We start from the raw sequence: 19772 nt of genomic DNA on the forward strand, positions 1-19772 counted from the left end.
AATTAAGTTTAGACCATCATTCGAGACAACATCAGCCAATGAAGCACAAACTTTTATGGCATGCTCTATTGCTTACCATTATGGGCCTTACAGGGTGTGAGCGTGACAGACCACAGGCAACACAACAAATAAAACCTCACCTGGTTGAAGTCGTCACAGCTGAATTAAAAGATATTTCCGTTTCACGCGAACGTAACGGCACATTAAGAGCCATTCAGGAAATTCAGATCTTCAATCAGGAAGAAGGGCAAATTGCGGAGCTGCCTTTTTTTGAGGGCGATCAGGTTGAGAAAGGCCAGGTTATCGCCAGACTTGATGATCGCTTGCTTCGCTCCCAACTCACCCGCGCCCAGGCATTAACCAGAAAATCTGCTACCGATCTTGCCCAAATCAAAGATCTGGTTGCCCGAAAATTGACGACTCAGACCGAATTAACCCGTATTGAAACAGAACTCGCTGTCGCCCAGGCTGAACAGGAATCCCTACAAACCCGCCTATCCTATTTTGTCATTCGTTCTCCGATAAGTGGCGTCATTACACAGCGTAACAGTGAACCCGGCAACATTGCTGAGCGTTATTCACATCTGATGACGATTGCCAATCAACAGACGTTAATTACCGAAGTGCGCCTCTCAGAATTACTTTTAAACAATATTCAGGTCGGTGATGATGTATCCATTCAAATTGATGCATTACGTACTGGCCGACGTCCGCATCCAGACCTCACCGGTAAAATCAGTCGAATCTTTCCGGATATTGATCCAATGACCCGAACCGGAACACTTGAAATAGCGTTGTCCCCCGTTCCGGAAGGTGCCAGGGCTGGCCAATTTGTCCGTGTAACGCTCACCACACAACAGGCAAAAAGACTGTTAGTGCCATTTATCGCGCTGCGCCGTTCTGTCGAAGAGGAGTATGTGTTTATTGCAGATAGCGATAATGTCGTGAAGCGTGTGCCCGTCTCTACCGGGCTGGAAATTGCAGATCAGATAGAAATTGTAGAAGGCCTGGAAGGCGGTGAGCAGGTTGTTATTCGTGGATTTACCAATCTTCGGGAAAATAAAGCGGTGAAAATCGTTAATGCGCCTGCTGCAAGACAAGCCATGCCGGCATCAACCAAACAAATCACTTCCCAATGAAAATCCAGGGAGGCGGGCTGGCAGCCTGGTCGATTAAGCACCCGATCGGTGTCTCAATGATTGCAGCAACAGTCATCGTCCTTGGATTAGCGGTTTTAAGCCGCCTGGCAATCGATCTGCTACCCCAAATTGTCTATCCCGATATTCGGGTACGTATTCTCGATCCAGGTGTCCCCGCAAGTGTCATGGAAGATCAGGTCACACGGTTAGTCGAAGAACAGTTAGCGATTACCGAAGATGCGTTAAACGTGCAGTCCTCTTCTGATCTCGGTTTGGTTGAAATTGATATTACCTTTGATTATGGCAAAGATATCGATATCGCCCTCCGAGACGCCAGTACGCGATTGGATCGGGCCAAAACCCAGCTCCCCGATTCCATTCAACCACCTGAAATCTACAAACGTGACCCATCACAGATCCCGGTTATTGAATTTGTCGTTAGCTCTGATTTAATGGATTTAGTTGATCTGCGAACCTGGACCGACGATGTCTTAAGCAAATGGTTTATTAATTTGCCTGGGGTTGCTGCCGCAGAAATCGGTGGCGGGGTTGAACGCGAAATTCAGATCATCCCAGACCAGCAGCGCCTGGCAGCGATGGGACTCAGCTATCGCAATATTGTAGATGCCATTCAGACAGCCAACGATGATATCGCAATTGGACGATTGCAAATGCCGGGCAATGAGATTACCGGTCGCATTGGTGGCCGATTGAATTCGGTTGAAGCAATTCGGCAACTACCGATTGGACGATCAGATAATAATATTATCAAACTGCATGAAGTGGCTAAGGTTGTCGACAGCAGTGAAGATGAGAGACTGCGAATCCGGGCCAATGGTATCAGCGGCATCAAAATGGCCATCCAAAAACAGCCAACGGCCAACACGAATAATGTGGTTGAAGTGGTGAAACGCCAACTGCTCTGGCTTGAAGAACAGAATGTCATCCCCCCCGGCATCGATGTGACAACCGTGACAGACCAATCTGTCTATATCAAACAGTCTCTGAAAAATGCTGCAACAGCCGCTATCAGTGGCGGTATTCTGGCCATGCTGGTGGTGTATCTGTTTCTCGGCAATTTACGTCGTACCTTAATCATTGGCAGTGCTATCCCAATTGCCATTATGTTTACCTTTGTATTGATGGGCATGGGTGGACTGACGCTCAATATCATGACCTTAGGCGGTCTGGCGCTTGGTGTGGGAATGCTGGTGGACAACACCATTGTCATGCTGGAAAACATCTATCGTCATCAATGCAAGCATGAGCAACCCCTGGAAGCCGGTACCCATGCAGCAGCGGAAGTCAACGGTCCGATTATCGCTTCAACATCAACCAACCTTGCAGCCATTTTGCCGTTTTTATTTATCGGCGGTTTAACCGGATTATTGTTCAGCGAACTGATTTTCACTATTTCAGCAGCCATTTTTGCCTCTATGGTGATTGCCCTCACCCTGGTTCCAGCCTATGCCGCCAAAGTCACCCAAATCAGCAATAATCCCATCCGTAGAATGATGGATGGTTTAATTGGCTTTTTACAATTGGGTTACGGCAAAGTCATTCGTTTTTTCCTGAAAATCAAATTGTTAATCATCGCGTTATTTATTGGTGGCTTTGCCCTGAGTTTGCCAGTTTTTACCAGTGGTCATCAGATCTTACTGCCCAATATCGATGACGGTCGTATTGAAGTACGGATGATTTCTGACTCCGGTGTCTCGGTGGATGAGATGGACAGTTATGTTCAGGAGCTTGAACGAATCATGCATGCCAAACCGGAAACGATGACCATCTTCACTCTGGTAGGGGGCAGCGTCTTCGGACGCTCTCAGCGTGAAGAACCCAGTCGGGCAGAAATGACTGTTGAGCTTGTGCCTGCGGATGAAAGGGAGATATCCAGCCAGCAATGGATAAAAGATATCCGCAAACAGGTCGATGAACTGCAGATCGCGGGACTACGCGTGTTTTTATTTCAACGCGGCATTCGGGGATTACGCACTCATAGCGGAGATCAGGATATAAGTCTGCGATTACAGGGCGATGATTTTTCTGTCATGAAAACCGTTGCCGATGAGATCGCCGATAAAATGCGACGAATTCCGCAATTAAGCAATGTAGAACACTCTGCAGAAGATGAACGGTTTGAAATTTCCATCAAACTGAATCGGGATAGAGCACAGGAACTTGGGTTAAACATGCAGGATCTTGCTGAAGCCGCTCAAACGGCTTTGCAGGGACGCGTTATCAGTGATTTTCTTGAAGGTAACCGCTCTTATGATATCCGTCTGAGACTTCCTCAGGAAGAAATGAACAATCCACAGGCATTACGATCCATCATTCTGTTTCCTTCATCAGATGGAAGCACACCGTTATATCTTGGCGATGTTGCCGAAATTGAATTACTGGATACACCGTCACGGATTCGTCGTGAAAACCAGATGCGTATTGTAGAGTTATCAGCTGCATTGGTTGATGGTGCAACGTTAGGAGAAGCCTTGATTCAACTGGATCAAATGCGTCAGGAAATTAATTTACCATCGGGTTATACCATCTACGATGGGGGGCAAAGACAAGCCCTTGAACAACAGCAAAATCAAAACCTTCTTCTGATTGCTCTGGCATTATTTCTGGTTTTGGTCGTTATGGCGATTCAGTACGAATCGTTGCTTAACCCTATCATTATTCTGTTAAGCGTTCCGTTTTCCGCGATTGGTGTAGCACTGGGAATTTATTGGATCGATCTGCCACTCTCCATGCCAATTTGGTTAGGTACGATTATGCTGATTGGCATTGTGGTCAATAACGCGATATTACTGGTGAACTATATTGAGCTTGAACGTCGACACAACAACAACTTAACCGAAGCCGTCGTTGAAGCCGTGCGACTGCGGTTGCGTCCGATATTAATGACCACATTGAGTACGGTCATGGGGATGCTGCCACTGGCGATTGGTTTTGGGGAAGGTTCTGAAATGTTGCAGCCACTGGCGATAGCCGTAGTATGGGGATTAAGCTTTTCGATGATGGTCAGTTTACTGCTGGTTCCTCTGGTATATCACCTGTTTCACTCGATTAGAGATCGAAACACACTTGATAACCAGGCAGCTTTAACTTAGAGGGAAAGGTCTACCAAATAAATGGCGGAGCGGACGGGACTCGAACCCGCGACCTCCGGCGTGACAGGCCAGCATTCTAACCAACTGAACTACCGCTCCGCGACCTGATGGTTAACAGACAACCGGTCAGGAAGCGTGCAAGAATACAGCAAAAAATCAAAAGGTGTTAGTGTTCAACGGAAAAAAGCTTTTAGGACCAGATAAGTATTTGAAAAAACGTCTATTAAATGGGTCTATTGATTGCTGGACAGCTGCCTTGGCGAAGAATTAAAGACAAAAAAATCCCCCGGAAGCGTTAATAATTGCCTCACGGGGGATTTGGATTACATTGCTTCAGCTGCCTGGACCGCTTTATTTACCAATCGTTTTGCAGCACCCTTCGCGCCGGAGTTTTTGATCTGTTCCAGATTGACTGGCTCGCCTACGATAATAGCGCCGCCCATGCCAGCGCCGAAATGCGGTGTGCATTTATATATGTAGATACCTTCCTGAGTAAAAGTACGGCTGTAGTTTTCACTCATTTGAGACACCCACATTTCTGCACCTTCCGGAATCAGGCCTTCGATTGACTCGGTATTATGTGTACTCATATTGGTCCAGGATACAGAATCACCCGGTGCAATCGTGACAACAAGCGGTTCATAAATCAAACCTTGAGCAGTCACTGTATGATTTTTTGATTCTACCGTGGCGGGAGCAGCCACCTCTTCCGGCTCTGCCTTAATACCAGCTTCTTTAGCGACTTCTTCGAGTCTTGCTTCAGCATCAGCCCGGCCTTCAGCAGCTGCATTTTCTGCCGCAGCAATAGTTTCGCTGGCACGTTCACTGACACTTTGACTGGTTTCCTGAGCGCTCTCAATGGCAGACTCTACCGCATCGCTCGCGTTATCCACTACCTCTGTCTGTGTATTACTTTGCAATGCTTCTTTTTCCTGCTGTGAGGCCTCAGAAACCTGTTCACTGATTTCCGAAGTGGGTTCTGATTGAGCAACCTCCTCCGTCGACTCAGCAACCTCCGTCATTTTTTCGATTACTTCCTTAGGAGAGCTTGGACGATCGTAATGATCACTGCTTCCAGAGATAAAGGATGAAACAGCAGCCACAACAAAAACCGCTATGGCAATAATAATGACCGCAGTAATAATTGAACGGGAATGACGCATTAGACTCTCCAATTTGATAAATTTTTACCGATCATACCATCCCCCTAACGCTATTTATAAGCAATTCAGTCCTTTTCTTTGACCTGGGACAATTTATGGTTAGCAATCCGTTTTCTTGGTGTTTTTACAACACGCCAAAATAGTTTTGCACTTTCATCCTCAATTAAAGGTGTTAACTAGCAAAAAAAGGGCATTACTCCTGAAATTATGTGCGCAACTTCCCGAAAAACATCGATAAAAATAAGTGAAAAGCATCACCTCGTTGCATTTATACAACAATTTTTTATGTTTTTTTTCATTCAAACAACACTTTACAGGTGGGGCTGCATTTAACCAGATGGACGGCTACTTACAACCAACTATTTACAGGCCTTCCAAGAAAGCATGTTTTTTATGACTTCAACTTAATTCCTTCCCAAATTCATATTGGTTAAAAACAGCCACCCCCAAACTATGGCCATCTTAAACCGCATAAACACTTGGATTAGCGTGGTGATTTGCGTTGTTTTAGGAATTTTTCCTATATGAAGCTAAAACGGCTAAAGCTAGCCTGCATGAGCTTTTTACGCACAGGAGAGAGAAATGAATCTAAAACCAAAACTCATCAGCTCGGCGATAATGTCATCGCTGATGCTGATGCCTTATGCCGTTCTGGCTGAGGAAGATGCAATTGATACAGGCAAAATGACCGTCACCGGCATTTTGCCTGATCGTCTTGAAGCCGTTCCGGGCTCATTCGATATTATTGATGAGCAATATCTCGAAGAACGCCGCCCATTATCAGTTAATGAACAACTTAGAACTGTTCCTGGTGTAATGGTTGTTCCAGATGGCAGCATGAGCTTTGATTTAAATATAGGTATTCGTGGACAAGATCCACGTCGCAGCGCCAAAACTATGGTGATGGAAGATGGTATGCCGATTCAGTTAGCACCATATACCGATCCGGTTAATCACTATGCTACACCTTCAACAGCTGTTAGCCGAGTTGAAGTTGTTAAAGGTGCTGGCCAGATTCTTTATGGACCTCAAACACTGGGCGGTGCTGTTAACTTTGTCACTAAACCAGTACCTAGAAACGGTGAAATTGAAGGCAGTGTTACTTCTCGTTTTGGCAATCAGGATTTCCGTGGTTTACATGGAAATGTTGGGTTTGGGAACGAGGTTGGTGGCGTTATGTTTGATTTCTCGCAAATCAAAGGTGACGGCATTTTTGACGGCAGTGACTATGACATTAAGGAATATCGCTTCAAAGGTGAATTGGATATTACCGACCGCCAGACATTAGGATTGAAACTGGTTCACACTCGTGATCGTCGTAACCAGACTGAAAATTACCTCACTCGTGATGAATATGCTCGCGATCCATTCTCACATCCAACTGTAGAGCTGGATGAATGGGAACAAGATCGTGATGTGGTTCAGTTGACACATAAATTTGAAGTCAACGATAACTTCACATTACGTTCACAAGCTTATTACACCGATACCTTCCGGAATGGTTTACGTGGTAGCAACAGTGGCCGCTTAGTTGATGGTCAATGGGTTTCACGTTTACGTAACTGTGATGCGGCTAACGGTGGTGCTGGTGCCGCGAATGTAGCTGAATTAGGGAATCAGGACATTAATATTTGTGGTGGTCGACATGCTCCACGTCAATACTACACCTGGGGGGCTGAAACCCGTGCTGATTTTGGCCATAGCTTATTTGGTCTTGAAAATGATGCGATTGTTGGTGTCCGTTATCACCAAGAAAGAGCTCATCGTCAGCAGGTTTTTGCAACCAATACCGCCCAACGTGAGGACTACGATTTAGCATTGATCGCCGGTGAAGACCGTGAAGGAGCAAGGCTCGATGCTTACGCATTGTCCTATTATGCTCAGAACACGACATACCTTGGCGATTGGTCAGTTACTCCGGGTTTCCGTGTGGAAGATGTTCGAACAAGAGACCGGGATGAATTGTCTTCTGATCGTGCTTCAGACAGCTATACTGAGTTTCTACCAAGCTTTGGTGTCGCCTGGAATGGTTTACCGGGCACAACCGTTTTTGCTGGTGTGCACAAAGGTATTTCGCCTTCTCGTGCTGATCGTGAATTCGATGCCCCTGGTGCACGCGCTGAACCAGAAGAAAGCACTCTCTATGAATTAGGTATGAGAAGCAGCTATTTCAATGGTGTTGTTATGTCGGCAACGTTGTTCCACAACGATATCGAAAACACCATCGTTGATAATGGCGCAACTTTTGATAACAGTGGTGAAAGTGAGCAACAAGGTATTGAGTTAGCTGGCCGTATTAATTTCGGTGATATCTATGGCTGGACCAACAATATCTATTTCTCAGGCGCTTACACCAACCTGTGGACTGCTGAGTATGAAAAAGCAAATGACCCTGCCAATGACGGTAACAGAATGCAATATGCTCCAGAACATCTATTAAATTTAGATCTGGGCTATGAGCATGTTAGCGGTATCGATGCCCGAATTGGTGTTCAGTACGTCAGCAAGCAGTTTGTGGATGATGAAAATACTCGTGTTGAGACCGGAAACGGTATCGAAGGTACCATCCCTGGCTATACCATCTGGAATGCTACGGTTAATTATTACATTCCAAACACCAGTGTTACGTTGTTTGCCAGTGTCGAAAATCTGTTTGATAAAGAGTATCTGGTCAGCCGTAACGAAGGTAAGTTAGCAGGTCGTGAGCGTCTGTTCTTCGGCGGTATTACTTACGACTTTTAATCAGCTTCAACGTTGACGGAGAAGGTATGCAGAACATGTTTTAAATATGTAACAAAAACAGCCATTTCTCCCAGATTTGCTGTTTCTGCATCACCATTGCCGACAAGCCCGCCCTGTGCGGGCTTTTTTTTTGCACAAAAAAACCCACCTTTTCTGGTGGGTTTATTGTGTTTTACAGGTATCTTTAGGGTTAGTCTTTTTGTATTTATGGTTTATCGAGATCCATCAGCATGATTTGTCTATCGGGATATATCCTTTGAACCGCTTTTTCTGAACGTGTCACAAAAGCTTTTTAACTCGGGAGCAGGTTTCTTCATTTCCCAAGATTATCCAGAAGAACCAAGACCTGGAAAGTCATGGGAGCAGTATAAAAATCGTATGCTGCAATAACTGGAATAGGTTATTCGGTAGCTTCCAACTTTGTTTTCAATGACTTCATCGAAAATATACTGTCGATAATTTTCATGCTCTGCCAGAACGTAACCAGACAAAAACAAACCGCTGACATCAATAAGCTGAGCTTTCACGACACCAGTACTTTATTTAAAGCTCAGACTTAATTCTCACAAAACCCGGGTCCAGGTTATTAAGACTTTGAATCTCCCATTTTGCTTATGGTTTTGATAACCTCCATATAAGCTTCACCATGATCCCGTACTGCATCTGCATCATATTTTTCAGAGGCCAGGTGCACTTCTTCAAGTGTTGCAGCTAATTTGTCCAGTTCTTCATTTATTTTGGCCAGTGCATTTTCCAGGGTATAAGTCAGCTCATGGATTTTGGTCACATCTTCTGCCGACATCGACTCTTTTTTCAGTAATGTCTCCAATCGATCGTTGTAGCGTTTGAAGTGCGTTACCGCTTCTTCTAATGACTCGGCTGATTCGCCTTTAAAATGCTCTACCGTTTCCGCTTTCGCCATTGTGGCCACACCAAAACTCAGTGCTGCCGCTGCCAGGTAATTTATTACTTTCATGTTGATACCTAAATGTAAATAAGAACCGTTAACATATACAACGATAACCAGACTTGCAAATATAATTGGATAAACAAATACAAAACTCCAAGGCATAAAAAAACCTTCCGTCATTTAACGGAAGGTTTTTAACGTGTGATTCTGAATATCGGGTTACATTGCTTCTGCTTCCTGAATGGCTTTTCTGACTACACGCCCTAAGCCCCCGCTAGCATCAGACGCCTTGATGTCGTCCAGATTAGTCGGTTCACCTACAATCACGGCACCACCCATACCGCTTCCGATATGCGGGGTACAGATATAAACGTAGATACCTTCTTTATCAAAAGTATGTTGATAGTTTTCACCCATTGGAGACATTATTTTTTCAGTACCTTCTGGCACAAGACCTTCAATGGTTTCCACATTATGTGTCGGCATGTTTTCCCAACGAACGGTATCACCGGGCGCGATCTTAACGACCATAGGCTCAAACTTCATACCTATGGCGGTAACCACATGGGTTTCCGCAAATACCGACTGAGTTATAAACAATAATGCTGCAGGAATCGTTAGAGCTAGTTTAGTTTTTGGCATAATGCCTCCTCTAAAGAAGATGTATTAAAAAACACCATCAGGGTAAATTATTAATAATATTGAACGCTTTTCTGTGTGAAAAACTCCCTAATAATATTCAGGACAACGTTTTAGCGTTAGTGTTCCTATTTGATATATATAGATTTTTTTCATTTTGATAGTGGGATGATTTCCCGGGGAGTGCATTAACCTGCGTTAATCATTTTTGGGTCTGGCATTAAGTTTCGTGTTTAAAAAAGCTACTGACCTGGAAAATGAGAAAGCCCAGCGCCGATAAAACAATGGCAATTTCGTAATGAGCATAAGCGACCGACAAGCCAATAGCACCCGTCAGCCATATACCTGCTGCACTAGCTGTACCATTTATGGATCCTGATGTATTCATAATGCCGCCGTCACCAGAGGATAGGTTCGCATCCCAGCCCCTTTTGTCTTTTACTCACGGTTCAAGGCAATCGGAAGGCCAGCAAAAGACGATACCCAGTTGATATGAGTGATACCAAATCAGACCGACATTGATATCCATAAAACAACCTACTTTTGGTTAGGTTGATTTTGAACAAATAAATATAAAATGCTTACTTAATCTGAAGCAATTTGTGATTTTAAACTTCGTGGCCAGGCTGTCACCAGTGCCTTGAGTAAGGTTGCCAGAGGGATAGCAAAGAAAATACCCCAAAAACCCCAAACCCCACCAAAAAACAAAACGGCCAGAATGATCGACACCGGGTGCAGATTAACCGCTTCAGAAAACAAAATGGGAACCAGCACATTGCCATCTAAGGCCTGAATAATTCCGTAAGCCACCAATACATAGGCAAACTCCTCAGTGAGACCAAAATGAAAGCCTGCAACCGCTGCAACCGGCAATGTTGCTACTGCGGCACCGATAAACGGAATCAATACTGAAAATCCAACTAACACGGCCAGCAATGCCGAATAAGGCAAACCAAACCAGGCAAAAGTTATAAAAGCCACTGTACCCACAATAATGATTTCAACCACCTTGCCACGCACGTAGTTAGCAATCTGACCATCCATTTCATTCCAAATCCTGCTCATCAAGCCACGTTTTTCCGGCATCATTGATAAAATAAAGCCCACCAGCTTTTCTCTGTCTTTAAGCATGAAAAACACCAGAATTGGTACCAGGACCAAATAAACAATCAGACCAATCACATTGCCTAGTGAAGCTAAAGATAAAGTCAGTGCACGCTGACCGTAGATACTCAATTCTCTTGCCACCATTGAGATCCAGTTCTGAATTTCATCCGGAGTTATCAGTGTGGGATATTGCGCCTGAAGCTCATCCAGCCATTGCTGTCCGCTCGAAAGCATTCTGGGTGTTTCCAATACCAGATTAACCAGCTGATTCCATAACAATGGCATCAACAAAAAGGCCAGCGCTAACATCACACTGACAAAACCGACAAAAACGATTGCCACGGCAATCATTTGCGGCACGTGCCTCCTTGTTAGCATATTCACTACGCCCTGCAACAGAAACGCAATGATTAACGCCGTAAAAAAAGGGGCTAACATACGACCAAACCAGATGATCACAGCAAAGCCTAATACCAGTACAATCAGCATAATGACGGCTTCTTCATCAGAAAAATATCTTTCCGCCCACTTTTTGAATACTGCTCGCAAGGTCATATCTGTTTTGGTCCTGTTCAGCGTCTTAAGGTATGTCTGTTACTATTTTGGCATATCGTCATCAGACTTGTAGCGCATTAAATGCAGTCTAACATTCAAATTTGAGGAACTATCCAAGTGGATATCGTTCATTAATTGCATTCACCAACCATGCGAACCACTATGTTGAAATCATTTTCGTCAAGCAACCTGCTGGGTTGCGGGTTTATTTTTATACTATTCACTCAACCCGGCCTCGCGGCCACACCGGTAAGTGTCAGTAAGCCGATAGTATCAGAATCGACTGAAACACTGACCCTATCAGGCTCATTAACAGCTGAACGCAGGGCATTGCTGTCTCCAAGAGTTGATGGCTTAGTCAAAGAAGTTTTAGTGGATGCCGGCTTCCGGGTTAAACAGGGTGATGTTTTACTGAGACAGGATCCAGCTATCGCCAAACAACAGCTGGAACAGGCAAGGGCTGCAACAAATGAAGCTCAGGCCAGTGCAAGTGAAGCCGAGCGATTGGTCGAAGAAGCCAAACGGCTTCGTGGAGATAATTACATTTCGGCTACAGAGCTGGCTAATCGCGAATCCAATCTCTTATTGAGTCAAGCGGCTCTGGCAGCGGCCACGGCCATGCAAAACACCGCGGCAGAACAGCTGAGTCGACATGAACTGCCAGCCCCCTTCAGTGGTGTTATCAGCGCCAAAATGACGGAAGCCGGTGAATGGATTAATCGAGGTGATCAAGTGCTGGAATTGGTAGCTCTGGAGCCTGTCAGACTTGATGTTAACGTGCCCCAGGAACGATTTTCTGAGATCACGACAGAAAGCCGGGTCGAAATACTGCCTGATGCACTGCCGTCACAGAAACTCTCTGGAAAAATTACTGCTCTCGTCCCGGTCAGTAATACACAGGCCCGCTCATTTTTAGTCCGCATTGTTGTGGATTCAAATGATGTGACTCTGTTACCCGGCACTTCTGCCAGTGCAGTAATCTATATGGGTGGGGATAAAGCAAAAGGGTATCTCATTCCTCGTGATGCAGTATTACGTCATCCTGATGGCGGAAGAAGTGTCTTTATTATTGATGACAACAACCGGGCGCAACGCCGAACTGTGAGTGTCGGTAGTGAAAGTTCTGACGGTATCATTATTACTGAGGGGTTAACAGCCGATGACTTAGTGGTGATTCGCGGTAATGAGGTGCTTAGCGATAACGATGAAGTTGAACTTGCCAGCGACGCCAGATAAAAGGAATTAACCCCGCATGCTAGAAGCACCGATTCGTAACGCCAAACTACTTACTGTCATGGTGCTGATTGTTTGTGTTCTCGGCATCTCTGCCGCACGAATGATCCCCGTACAGATGATTCCTGATTTGGATGTACGCACCATCAGCGTTGTGACGCAATGGCCTGGAGCAACGCCTCAGGATATTGAAAAGGAAATCCTGATCGAGCAGGAACGCTATCTGCGTAATATTCCAAACCTTAAACGAATGGAATCGTTTGCCGAAACCGGTGTTTCATACGTTGAGCTGGATTTCCCGTTTGGCGTCGATATAAATGAAACCTTAATAGAAGTCGCCAATGCGCTAAGCCAGGTTCCCAGCTATCCGGAAAATGTCGATCAACCCAGTATCCGCAGCAGCTCGTTTTCGGAAAACGCTTTTATGTATTTTGCGGTATCCCCGCTACCAGGCAACCCGCTGAATCTTGATATCGACATGATCACCGACTTTATCGATGACAATATTCGTACTCAGATGGAGCGTGTGCCGGGTGTTTCCGAGGTTCAGCTCCGCGGCGGCGCCGAACGACAGATGCAAATCTTTATTGATCCCGCCAAACTGGCTCAAAGAGGCTTAAGCCTTACCCAGGTGCGCGATGCCATCCGTGCCCGTAACAGCGATACCTCTGCCGGTGACCTGGATGATGGAAAAAAACGCTATTTAATCCGAACGGTTGGCCGGTTTGATAATAAGCAGGAACTGGAAGAATTGATTCTGGCGCATCGCAACGGCACTGATATTTTCCTGAAAGATGTCGCCACGATTAATCTGGGTCACTATGAAGTTCGTGAAGTCGCCGTGGTCAATGACGAGCGTGGCCTGACGATGGCGGTTAAGCGCGAACCGGGTTCTAATGTAATCGATATAAAATCCGGCATGATGCAGGTGGTTGAAGAGATGCGGCGAGATTTACTGCATCCGAATGGCCTGGATTTAGTCCTGATTGGCGACGATGTTCGCTATGTCGAATCATCAATACAGAATGTCTCTCAGAACTTGCTGCTAGGGGCATTGCTGGCCACCATCATACTTTTTTTATTCCTTCGCAGTATTCGTGGCACATTAATCGGTTTGATGGGGATGCCGGTGTGTATTATTGCGGCATTTTTAGGGTTATTGGTTTTTGATCGTACGATCAATGTGATTTCCTTGGCCGGTATTGCCTTTGCGATAGGCATGACGGTCGACAACACGATTGTTGTACTCGAAAGCATTGAACAGGCCAGGCGCCGCGGCCTGGATAGAATTGAAGCCGCTATTACCGGTGTTCGTGAAGTGTGGACAGCGGTCCTGGCTTCCAGCATGACAACGATTCTGGTTTTTGCTCCGGTATTATTTGTTCAGGAAGAAGCCGGCCAATTGTATTCGGATATCGCTATTGCCATTTCGGTAGCCATTCTGGCTTCAATGCTATTTGCCGTAACCGTGGTGCCCGCCGCCTGTGCTCACTTCGGCCTTGGCAAAAGTCGTGGTACTCATGAAGATTTACATCGTCGAGGCGTCATCCTCCATAGCGTCAACTGGATTACCGGTGGTTTTTTCAGACGCCTGATCACCATGCTCATTACGGTATCAGCAACCCTGGTTGCCGCATGGCATTTAATGCCGCCGGCTGAATACCTCCCTGAAGGTGAAGAACCCAAAGCCTTTACCAGTATGATTCCCCCCCCCGGCTATAACCTCTCGGAAATGTTGCGAATCAGTGAAGAGGTCATTGAAATTCTCAGTGAGGCCAAAGGAGCTGATCCAGCCTTATTTGATCGTGGAGAAGCCCCGCTTCCATCACTTGCCTATTATTTTATTCGTACCACTCCAACCGGTTTACGCGTGCTCAGTGAGCCTACCCGAACGCAAGATATCGAACTAATGATGAATGCGTTAACCGATTTATTTGAAAGTTATCCGGGTATGCGTGCTTTCTCAGGTCGTGGTTCAATTATTTCCAGCGATCAGGGCGGAACACGTGCGGTCAGTCTGGATATTGCCGGTCCGGATATGGAAAACCTATACAGTACGGCAGAATTTGCGCTCAAACGAGCCGAACAGTTGTTTGAAAACCCACAGATAGATTCCATTCCTGGATCGTTATCGCTGGATCAACCATTAATTGAAATCCGGCCTCGCTGGTCGCGGTTAACCGAGGTCGGGTTTACAGCCAACGATTTTGGTTTTTCAGTTGCAGCATTAAGTGATGGCGCTTTTGTTGATGAGTTTTTTATTGATGATGACAAAGTCGATATGTTTCTGTTCAGCACTGCAGGGCAACAACAGAATTTGTCAGGCTTAGCCGGTCTGCCCGTACTCACCCCCAATGGCGGTATTATTCCATTGAATGCTTTGGCTGATTTGGTCGAAACCGTTGATAGTGCAACCCTTAGACGGGTTGATAGTCGCAGAACCGTCACCCTGCTGATTATTCCGCCGAGAGATGTGGCTCTGGAAACCGCAGTGAATAAAGTTCGCAACGAAATGATTCCCGCCATGCAGGCTGAAGGTGAAGTCGCCAAAGGAATTAACCTTTCTATTTCCGGCGCTTCGGATCAATTGGATGCCACAAGAGAATCCTTATCTGAAAATCTTGTGGTGGCCGTTATACTCATCTATCTGGTTCTGGTCGCTATATTCTCACATTGGGGCTATCCATTAATTATTTTAACCACTGTGCCATTAGGCATCGCCGGAGGTATTGTCGGGTTGGTCGCCATCAATGCCTCTGGCAGCCTGTTAAACTCGTTCGGCTTACCGGCAATCATCCAACCATTCGATATGATTACTATGCTGGGCTTTGTCATCCTGCTGGGTACAGTGGTCAACAATCCGATTTTGATTGTTGAACAGGCAAGACGTAATTTGACCGACAAAGCCATATCGGTACATACGGCCGTTAATCAAGCCGTAGCAACTCGGTTGCGCCCGATATTGATGTCGACATTGACCACCATTTTTGGTCTGGCACCGTTAGTGTTTATCCCTGGTGCCGGTACTGAGCTCTACCGAGGTGTGGGTATTGTGGTTCTGGTGGGCATCGCGGTTTCCACCCTTATCACGCTGACATTCCTGCCAAGCTTGTTAATATCGATTTTATCGTGGACACAACGTAAACAATTATCTCGGCAGCCTCAATCATCTAACGCTTGATCCTGTTCAACAAAGATCAGCTTGTCAGTATCAAAACCACGTTGCTCAGCCTCGTTAATAAAGCTGGCAATTAACTTGTCACTGACTTGCGGTGTACGGGCCAATAACCATAAATAGTTATGGTTAGGGCCTGACACATACGCATACTGGTAATCCTGTTTATCCAGACCAAACACCACATAACCACCATAAAATGGTCCAAAAAAGGATACTTTCAGGTGTGCAATATCAGCTTCTCTGACGAACTTTGCTTTACCTTCAGCTTCTTCCCATTGTCCTTTCTCACTGTTGTAGCCGCGATTGATCACCCTGACGGATCCATCATCCCGCAAGCTATAGTCGGCGGTCACCGATGTTAAACCCCGTTCAAAAGAATGATCCAGTCTCGCTATTTCAAACCATTTACCCAGATAACGATCCAGCTCAAAATCAGGGACAGGCTCAACCCCTTTGGGAGTTCCAGTGCAAGCAGTTAACATCAGTGATAGCAGAAGAATGGTAAATAGACGCATATTTCACACACCTTTGGTTAATTTACGAGTTTATATCTGAGGTCGCATGTATGAGTGAGACGCTAAGTTTGGCGGATATTTCCCGAATCATTGAAATGGCGTGGGAAGATCGTACACCGTTTGAAGCGATTTTCCGGCTGTATGGCTTACCGGAGAATCAGGTCATTAAATTGATGCAACGCGAAATGACACCAGGTTCATTTCGTCTGTGGCGGGAACGGGTTGCAGGGCGAAAAACCAAACATCAGGCTTTGCGTGATCCGCGTATCTCGCGGGCCTACTGTCCGACTCAATATAAACCACGCTAAGCCACTTGAGTTTTATTAAACGGCTGTAAAGGCTCTTATCGCAATATAAACACAACTTAACCAGCCGACCATAAAAATCAAACTGCGAAAAACAGCCAAATCCAGGGCGTAAAAAATCGGGTGTAGAATACGACAGGCCAGAAACAAAATGGCTGCTTCACTCAAATCCCGCAGATTTACACTGGAATAAAACGCCAGCAACGTGACGGCGGAATAGAATATCAACGCCTCCCAGGCATTTTTCTGTGCCGCTAACACGCGGGCAGCCACACCGGTTAACTCAGACTGTTGCTCTCTGGGATGGCGGTTATCAAAGATATCAACGTGTTTATAACGTAAGTAGCCGCCGATAAATGCCAGTATCATCGGGAAAAAAGTAACGATAAATAACACGATAAACAACGCAGGCATGTATTACTCCAGGCAGCAAAAGTTAATGGAATTAATCAGCTGAATTCAGCTGCAATTTTCAGTTGGGCATAATTTTTTACAAACAACTCACTGAACGCTGGATCAAATGCTTTTCCTGATTGTTCGGATAAATATTCAAGTACTTTATCTTCCGGCCATGCATCTTTGTAAACCCGGCGATGATAAATCGCATCCCAGACATCAACAATGGCAAAAAGTCTTGCTTCAAAATGTATCTCGGTTCCCTTCAAACCCTGTGGATAACCTAAACCATCCCATCGTTCATGATGTTCATAAGGAATCATCATATACTGTCGCAGGTAATCGTTCTTTGACAAAATATCATAAGCGATTTGTGGGTGTTGTTTCATGATTTCCCATTCTGCATCGGTGAGCTTTCCGGGTTTTGTCAAAATCTCATCCGGGATGCCGATTTTGCCAATATCATGCAGAATTGCGCCATAACGAATCGATTCCAGTTGTTTTTCATCACTTATGCCGCGGACAGTTTTGCCAGTGCTACCGTCATTCGGGTAACCCGCTCGGAATGATCTTTGGTTTCCTTGTGCCGTGCATCCATCACATGAATCCAGCCCATCACTGCCTGTTCAATACTGTCCAGAATTTTACGATTGGCTGCCTGAATCGCCTTGAAGTCATGACGAATCAGCACATACAGGAATGCAGCCGTTAAGATTACAAACGCCCAACCTTTGAAATGTTGTATCTGAGTAACACGTTCTCCTGAAAATAAATACTCTACAGAGATATCTGAAAAAAATATCCAGGCTATCCCAACAAGCAAATACACCAGAACAATTCGGTAATGAGGGGGTAAATTCATGTATTTTTTATTGTTAGCTGTCGGGAAACCATCCTTCAGACCCCGCGCAATAGATTAATTTGGCAGTTTTGCTTCCAGAAACTGCAATAGACGCTGCCACGATTTCTGATCAGCTGCAGCATTATAGCGATCAATACCAAACACGGTAAAAGCATGTTCCGCACCGCCATAGGCAATCATTTCGTTGGGGACATTATAGGTTTCAAGCTCTGTGCTCAGCTGAGCAAACTCCTGCATGCTTATCGCTTTATCAGCGGCACCATGCAATACCAGAATTTCTGCTGAAGTACTGGCATAATCCTGTCCCTGAGGGGTTTTTAAGCCCCCATGGAAACTGACAAAACCTTGCAGATTCTCCCCCGAACGAGCCATTTCAAGCACCGCTGCACCACCAAAGCAATAACCGATAATAACAACCTTTTGCCGGTTGGCTCCCAGTTCAGCGGCTTTGTCCAAAGCACCTTTCAGTAACTGACGCATTTTCTGCCTGTCCTGATACAGCTCACCGGTATGTTGCTTTTTATCTTTATCTTCCGTGGGTCGAATGCCTTTACCAAATAAATCCGCAGCAAAAACCGCATATCCCTCTTCAGCCAGCATATAGGCACGTTTGATTTCGTAATCCGTCAAGCCGTCCCAGTCGTGGATCAATAACACCAAAGGGGCGCTATCTGCTGGACTGACATAGAAACCTTCGTAGGTTTCATCATTCACCTGATAATCGATATTATCAGCGGCTGCCGCCACTGAAAAACAGGTAAGCCCGATTAATAAATATTTTTTCAGCAACATGCTATCTCCCTGGCAATCGTCTATGAACTATTACGACCAAATGATCGCTGCAGAGTTGGCAAAAAAGCTACCTTATTGAATGCATCTTTAGTTAGCCATCATGATGGTAGCGAACCACTCTGTCGACTTCGTTTTTTGAGCCCATAATGACGGGGACGCGCTGATGAATGTTTTCCGGCTGGATATCCAGAATCCGCTCGGTTCCGGTAGAGCTTACACCACCGGCCTGCTCGACAATGAAACTCATCGGGTTTGCTTCGTACATCAGGCGTAACTTACCGCCTTGCCTGGCAATTTTGGAATCTGTCGGATACATAAAAATGCCACCTCGTGTCAGTACGCGATAAACTTCTGCGACCATTGATGCCACCCAGCGCATATTGAAATTTTTCTCCCGTACACCCTCGGTGCCTTTCATACATTCTTCGACATATTTCTGGACCGGAGCTTCCCAGAAGCGCTGATTAGACATATTGATAGCAAATTCAGCGGTCTCTTTGGGAATACGCATATTTGGGTGGGTCAATATAAATTCACCGACATCACTGTCCAAGGTAAAGCCATTTACACCGTTACCGGTGGTCAAAATTAACATCGTCGCTGGTCCATATACTGTAAATCCAGCACAAACCTGCTCTGTGCCTTTTTGCATAAAGTCTTTTAATGTCGGATTTTTACAATCATTGGGGCAACGTAAAATGGAGAAAATAGTGCCTACTGAGAGATTGATATCAATATTGGAGGAGCCATCCAATGGATCAAAGCAAATCAAATACTTACCTTTGGGAAATTTGCTGGGGATCTGAATGATTTCTTCAATTTCTTCAGAGGCCATTGCGGCAAGATGGCCGGTCCATTTAAGATGATCAACCATTACATCATTGGTAATGATATCAAGTTTTTTCTGCGTTTCGCCCTGCACGTTTTCACTTTCAGCAAAACCACCGAGACCAATGATGTTGCTGCGACTGACTAAATGAGAGATTTTTTTACAGGCACTGACTATATCGCCTAATAATCCCGTCAAATCGCCTGTCGAATCCGGATGGGATCTTTGCTCTTCAACGATAAGTTGATTCACTGATTTGCCGATATCAGACATGGCGTTTCTCTCTTTAACTAT

General features: G+C 45.4%; 17 protein-coding genes and 1 tRNA gene. 6 read left to right on the forward strand and 12 right to left on the reverse strand.

Going from position 1 to position 19772, the window contains the following annotated elements; genetic code table 11:
- The first annotated feature begins 38 nt into the window (after positions 1 to 38).
- Both B2337_RS14150 and B2337_RS14155 read left to right on the forward strand, forming a co-directional pair.
- Positions 39 to 1139, forward strand: coding sequence for an efflux RND transporter periplasmic adaptor subunit (locus tag B2337_RS14150; protein WP_292361160.1), 1101 nt, complete (start codon positions 39 to 41; stop codon positions 1137 to 1139).
- Positions 1136 to 4252 (forward strand): efflux RND transporter permease subunit, encoded by a 3117-nt coding sequence (locus B2337_RS14155; protein WP_292414604.1) that lies wholly within the window; start codon positions 1136 to 1138, stop codon positions 4250 to 4252. The genes B2337_RS14150 and B2337_RS14155 overlap by 4 nt, the downstream gene beginning before the upstream one ends.
- A gap of 22 nt (positions 4253 to 4274) precedes the next feature.
- Here B2337_RS14155 and B2337_RS14160 read toward each other — a convergent pair.
- Positions 4275 to 4351: transfer RNA gene (locus B2337_RS14160), tRNA-Asp, on the reverse strand.
- 224 nt (positions 4352 to 4575) lie between these two features.
- Entirely contained in the window at positions 4576 to 5415 is an 840-nt protein-coding gene (locus B2337_RS14165; protein ID WP_292414606.1) for a plastocyanin/azurin family copper-binding protein, read from the reverse strand.
- Positions 5416 to 5997: 582 nt separating this feature from the next.
- On the opposite strand from B2337_RS14165, the gene B2337_RS14170 reads away from it, so the two are divergent.
- Positions 5998 to 8157, forward strand: coding sequence for a TonB-dependent receptor family protein (locus tag B2337_RS14170; RefSeq protein WP_292414607.1), 2160 nt, complete (start codon positions 5998 to 6000; stop codon positions 8155 to 8157).
- 586 nt (positions 8158 to 8743) lie between these two features.
- Here the strand turns inward: B2337_RS14170 and B2337_RS14175 are convergent.
- The 4 genes from B2337_RS14175 to B2337_RS14190 form a co-directional block, all read right to left on the reverse strand.
- Complete coding sequence (locus tag B2337_RS14175) at positions 8744 to 9133, reverse strand: DUF6746 family protein (RefSeq protein ID WP_292414608.1); 390 nt, start codon at positions 9131 to 9133, stop codon at positions 8744 to 8746.
- 153 nt (positions 9134 to 9286) lie between these two features.
- Positions 9287 to 9709: a plastocyanin/azurin family copper-binding protein gene (locus tag B2337_RS14180; protein WP_292361151.1), complete on the reverse strand. Its 423-nt coding sequence runs from the start codon at positions 9707 to 9709 to the stop codon at positions 9287 to 9289.
- A 217-nt stretch (positions 9710 to 9926) separates the two neighbouring features.
- Positions 9927 to 10094, reverse strand: a complete 168-nt coding sequence (locus B2337_RS14185; RefSeq protein WP_292414609.1) for a hypothetical protein — start codon at positions 10092 to 10094, stop codon at positions 9927 to 9929.
- Positions 10095 to 10291: 197 nt separating this feature from the next.
- Positions 10292 to 11368 (reverse strand): AI-2E family transporter, encoded by a 1077-nt coding sequence (locus B2337_RS14190; protein WP_292361149.1) that lies wholly within the window; start codon positions 11366 to 11368, stop codon positions 10292 to 10294.
- 162 nt (positions 11369 to 11530) lie between these two features.
- On the opposite strand from B2337_RS14190, the gene B2337_RS14195 reads away from it, so the two are divergent.
- Positions 11531 to 12604: an efflux RND transporter periplasmic adaptor subunit gene (locus B2337_RS14195; RefSeq protein WP_292361147.1), complete on the forward strand. Its 1074-nt coding sequence runs from the start codon at positions 11531 to 11533 to the stop codon at positions 12602 to 12604.
- A gap of 16 nt (positions 12605 to 12620) precedes the next feature.
- Positions 12621 to 15782 (forward strand): efflux RND transporter permease subunit, encoded by a 3162-nt coding sequence (locus tag B2337_RS14200; RefSeq protein WP_292361144.1) that lies wholly within the window; start codon positions 12621 to 12623, stop codon positions 15780 to 15782.
- Here B2337_RS14200 and B2337_RS14205 read toward each other — a convergent pair.
- The gene (locus tag B2337_RS14205) at positions 15764 to 16294 is read right to left on the reverse strand and encodes a lipocalin family protein (protein WP_292414610.1); all 531 of its coding nucleotides are present in this window, start codon (positions 16292 to 16294) and stop codon (positions 15764 to 15766) included. The two genes, B2337_RS14200 and B2337_RS14205, sit on opposite strands and share 19 nt — an antisense overlap.
- Before the next feature lie 50 nt (positions 16295 to 16344).
- Between B2337_RS14205 and B2337_RS14210 the strand changes: the two genes are divergently transcribed.
- Positions 16345 to 16602 (forward strand): TIGR03643 family protein, encoded by a 258-nt coding sequence (locus B2337_RS14210; protein WP_292414611.1) that lies wholly within the window; start codon positions 16345 to 16347, stop codon positions 16600 to 16602.
- 15 nt (positions 16603 to 16617) lie between these two features.
- On the opposite strand, the gene B2337_RS14215 is transcribed toward B2337_RS14210, so the two are convergent.
- The 5 genes from B2337_RS14215 to B2337_RS14235 all read right to left on the reverse strand — a co-directional run bounded on the left by B2337_RS14215 (position 16618) and on the right by B2337_RS14235 (position 19751).
- Positions 16618 to 17013 carry an MAPEG family protein gene (locus B2337_RS14215; protein WP_292361138.1) on the reverse strand — a complete coding sequence of 132 codons (396 nt, stop codon included), beginning with the start codon at positions 17011 to 17013 and terminating at the stop codon, positions 16618 to 16620.
- A gap of 35 nt (positions 17014 to 17048) precedes the next feature.
- A complete protein-coding gene (locus tag B2337_RS14220) occupies positions 17049 to 17606 on the reverse strand; it encodes an HD-GYP domain-containing protein (protein ID WP_349677088.1) in 558 nt (185 codons plus the stop codon).
- Entirely contained in the window at positions 17507 to 17857 is a 351-nt protein-coding gene (locus tag B2337_RS14225) for a hypothetical protein (protein WP_292414612.1), read from the reverse strand. The genes B2337_RS14220 and B2337_RS14225 overlap by 100 nt, the downstream gene beginning before the upstream one ends.
- Positions 17858 to 17911: 54 nt before the next feature.
- Entirely contained in the window at positions 17912 to 18649 is a 738-nt protein-coding gene (locus B2337_RS14230; RefSeq protein ID WP_292414613.1) for a dienelactone hydrolase family protein, read from the reverse strand.
- 91 nt (positions 18650 to 18740) lie between these two features.
- On the reverse strand, positions 18741 to 19751 hold the full coding sequence (locus tag B2337_RS14235) for a class 1 fructose-bisphosphatase (RefSeq protein ID WP_292414614.1): 1011 nt from the start codon (positions 19749 to 19751) through the stop codon (positions 18741 to 18743).
- Positions 19752 to 19772 lie beyond the last annotated feature (21 nt).

It is taken from the genome of Methylophaga sp. UBA3192 (assembly GCA_002363955.1).
Taxonomy (GTDB): domain Bacteria; phylum Pseudomonadota; class Gammaproteobacteria; order Nitrosococcales; family Methylophagaceae; genus Methylophaga.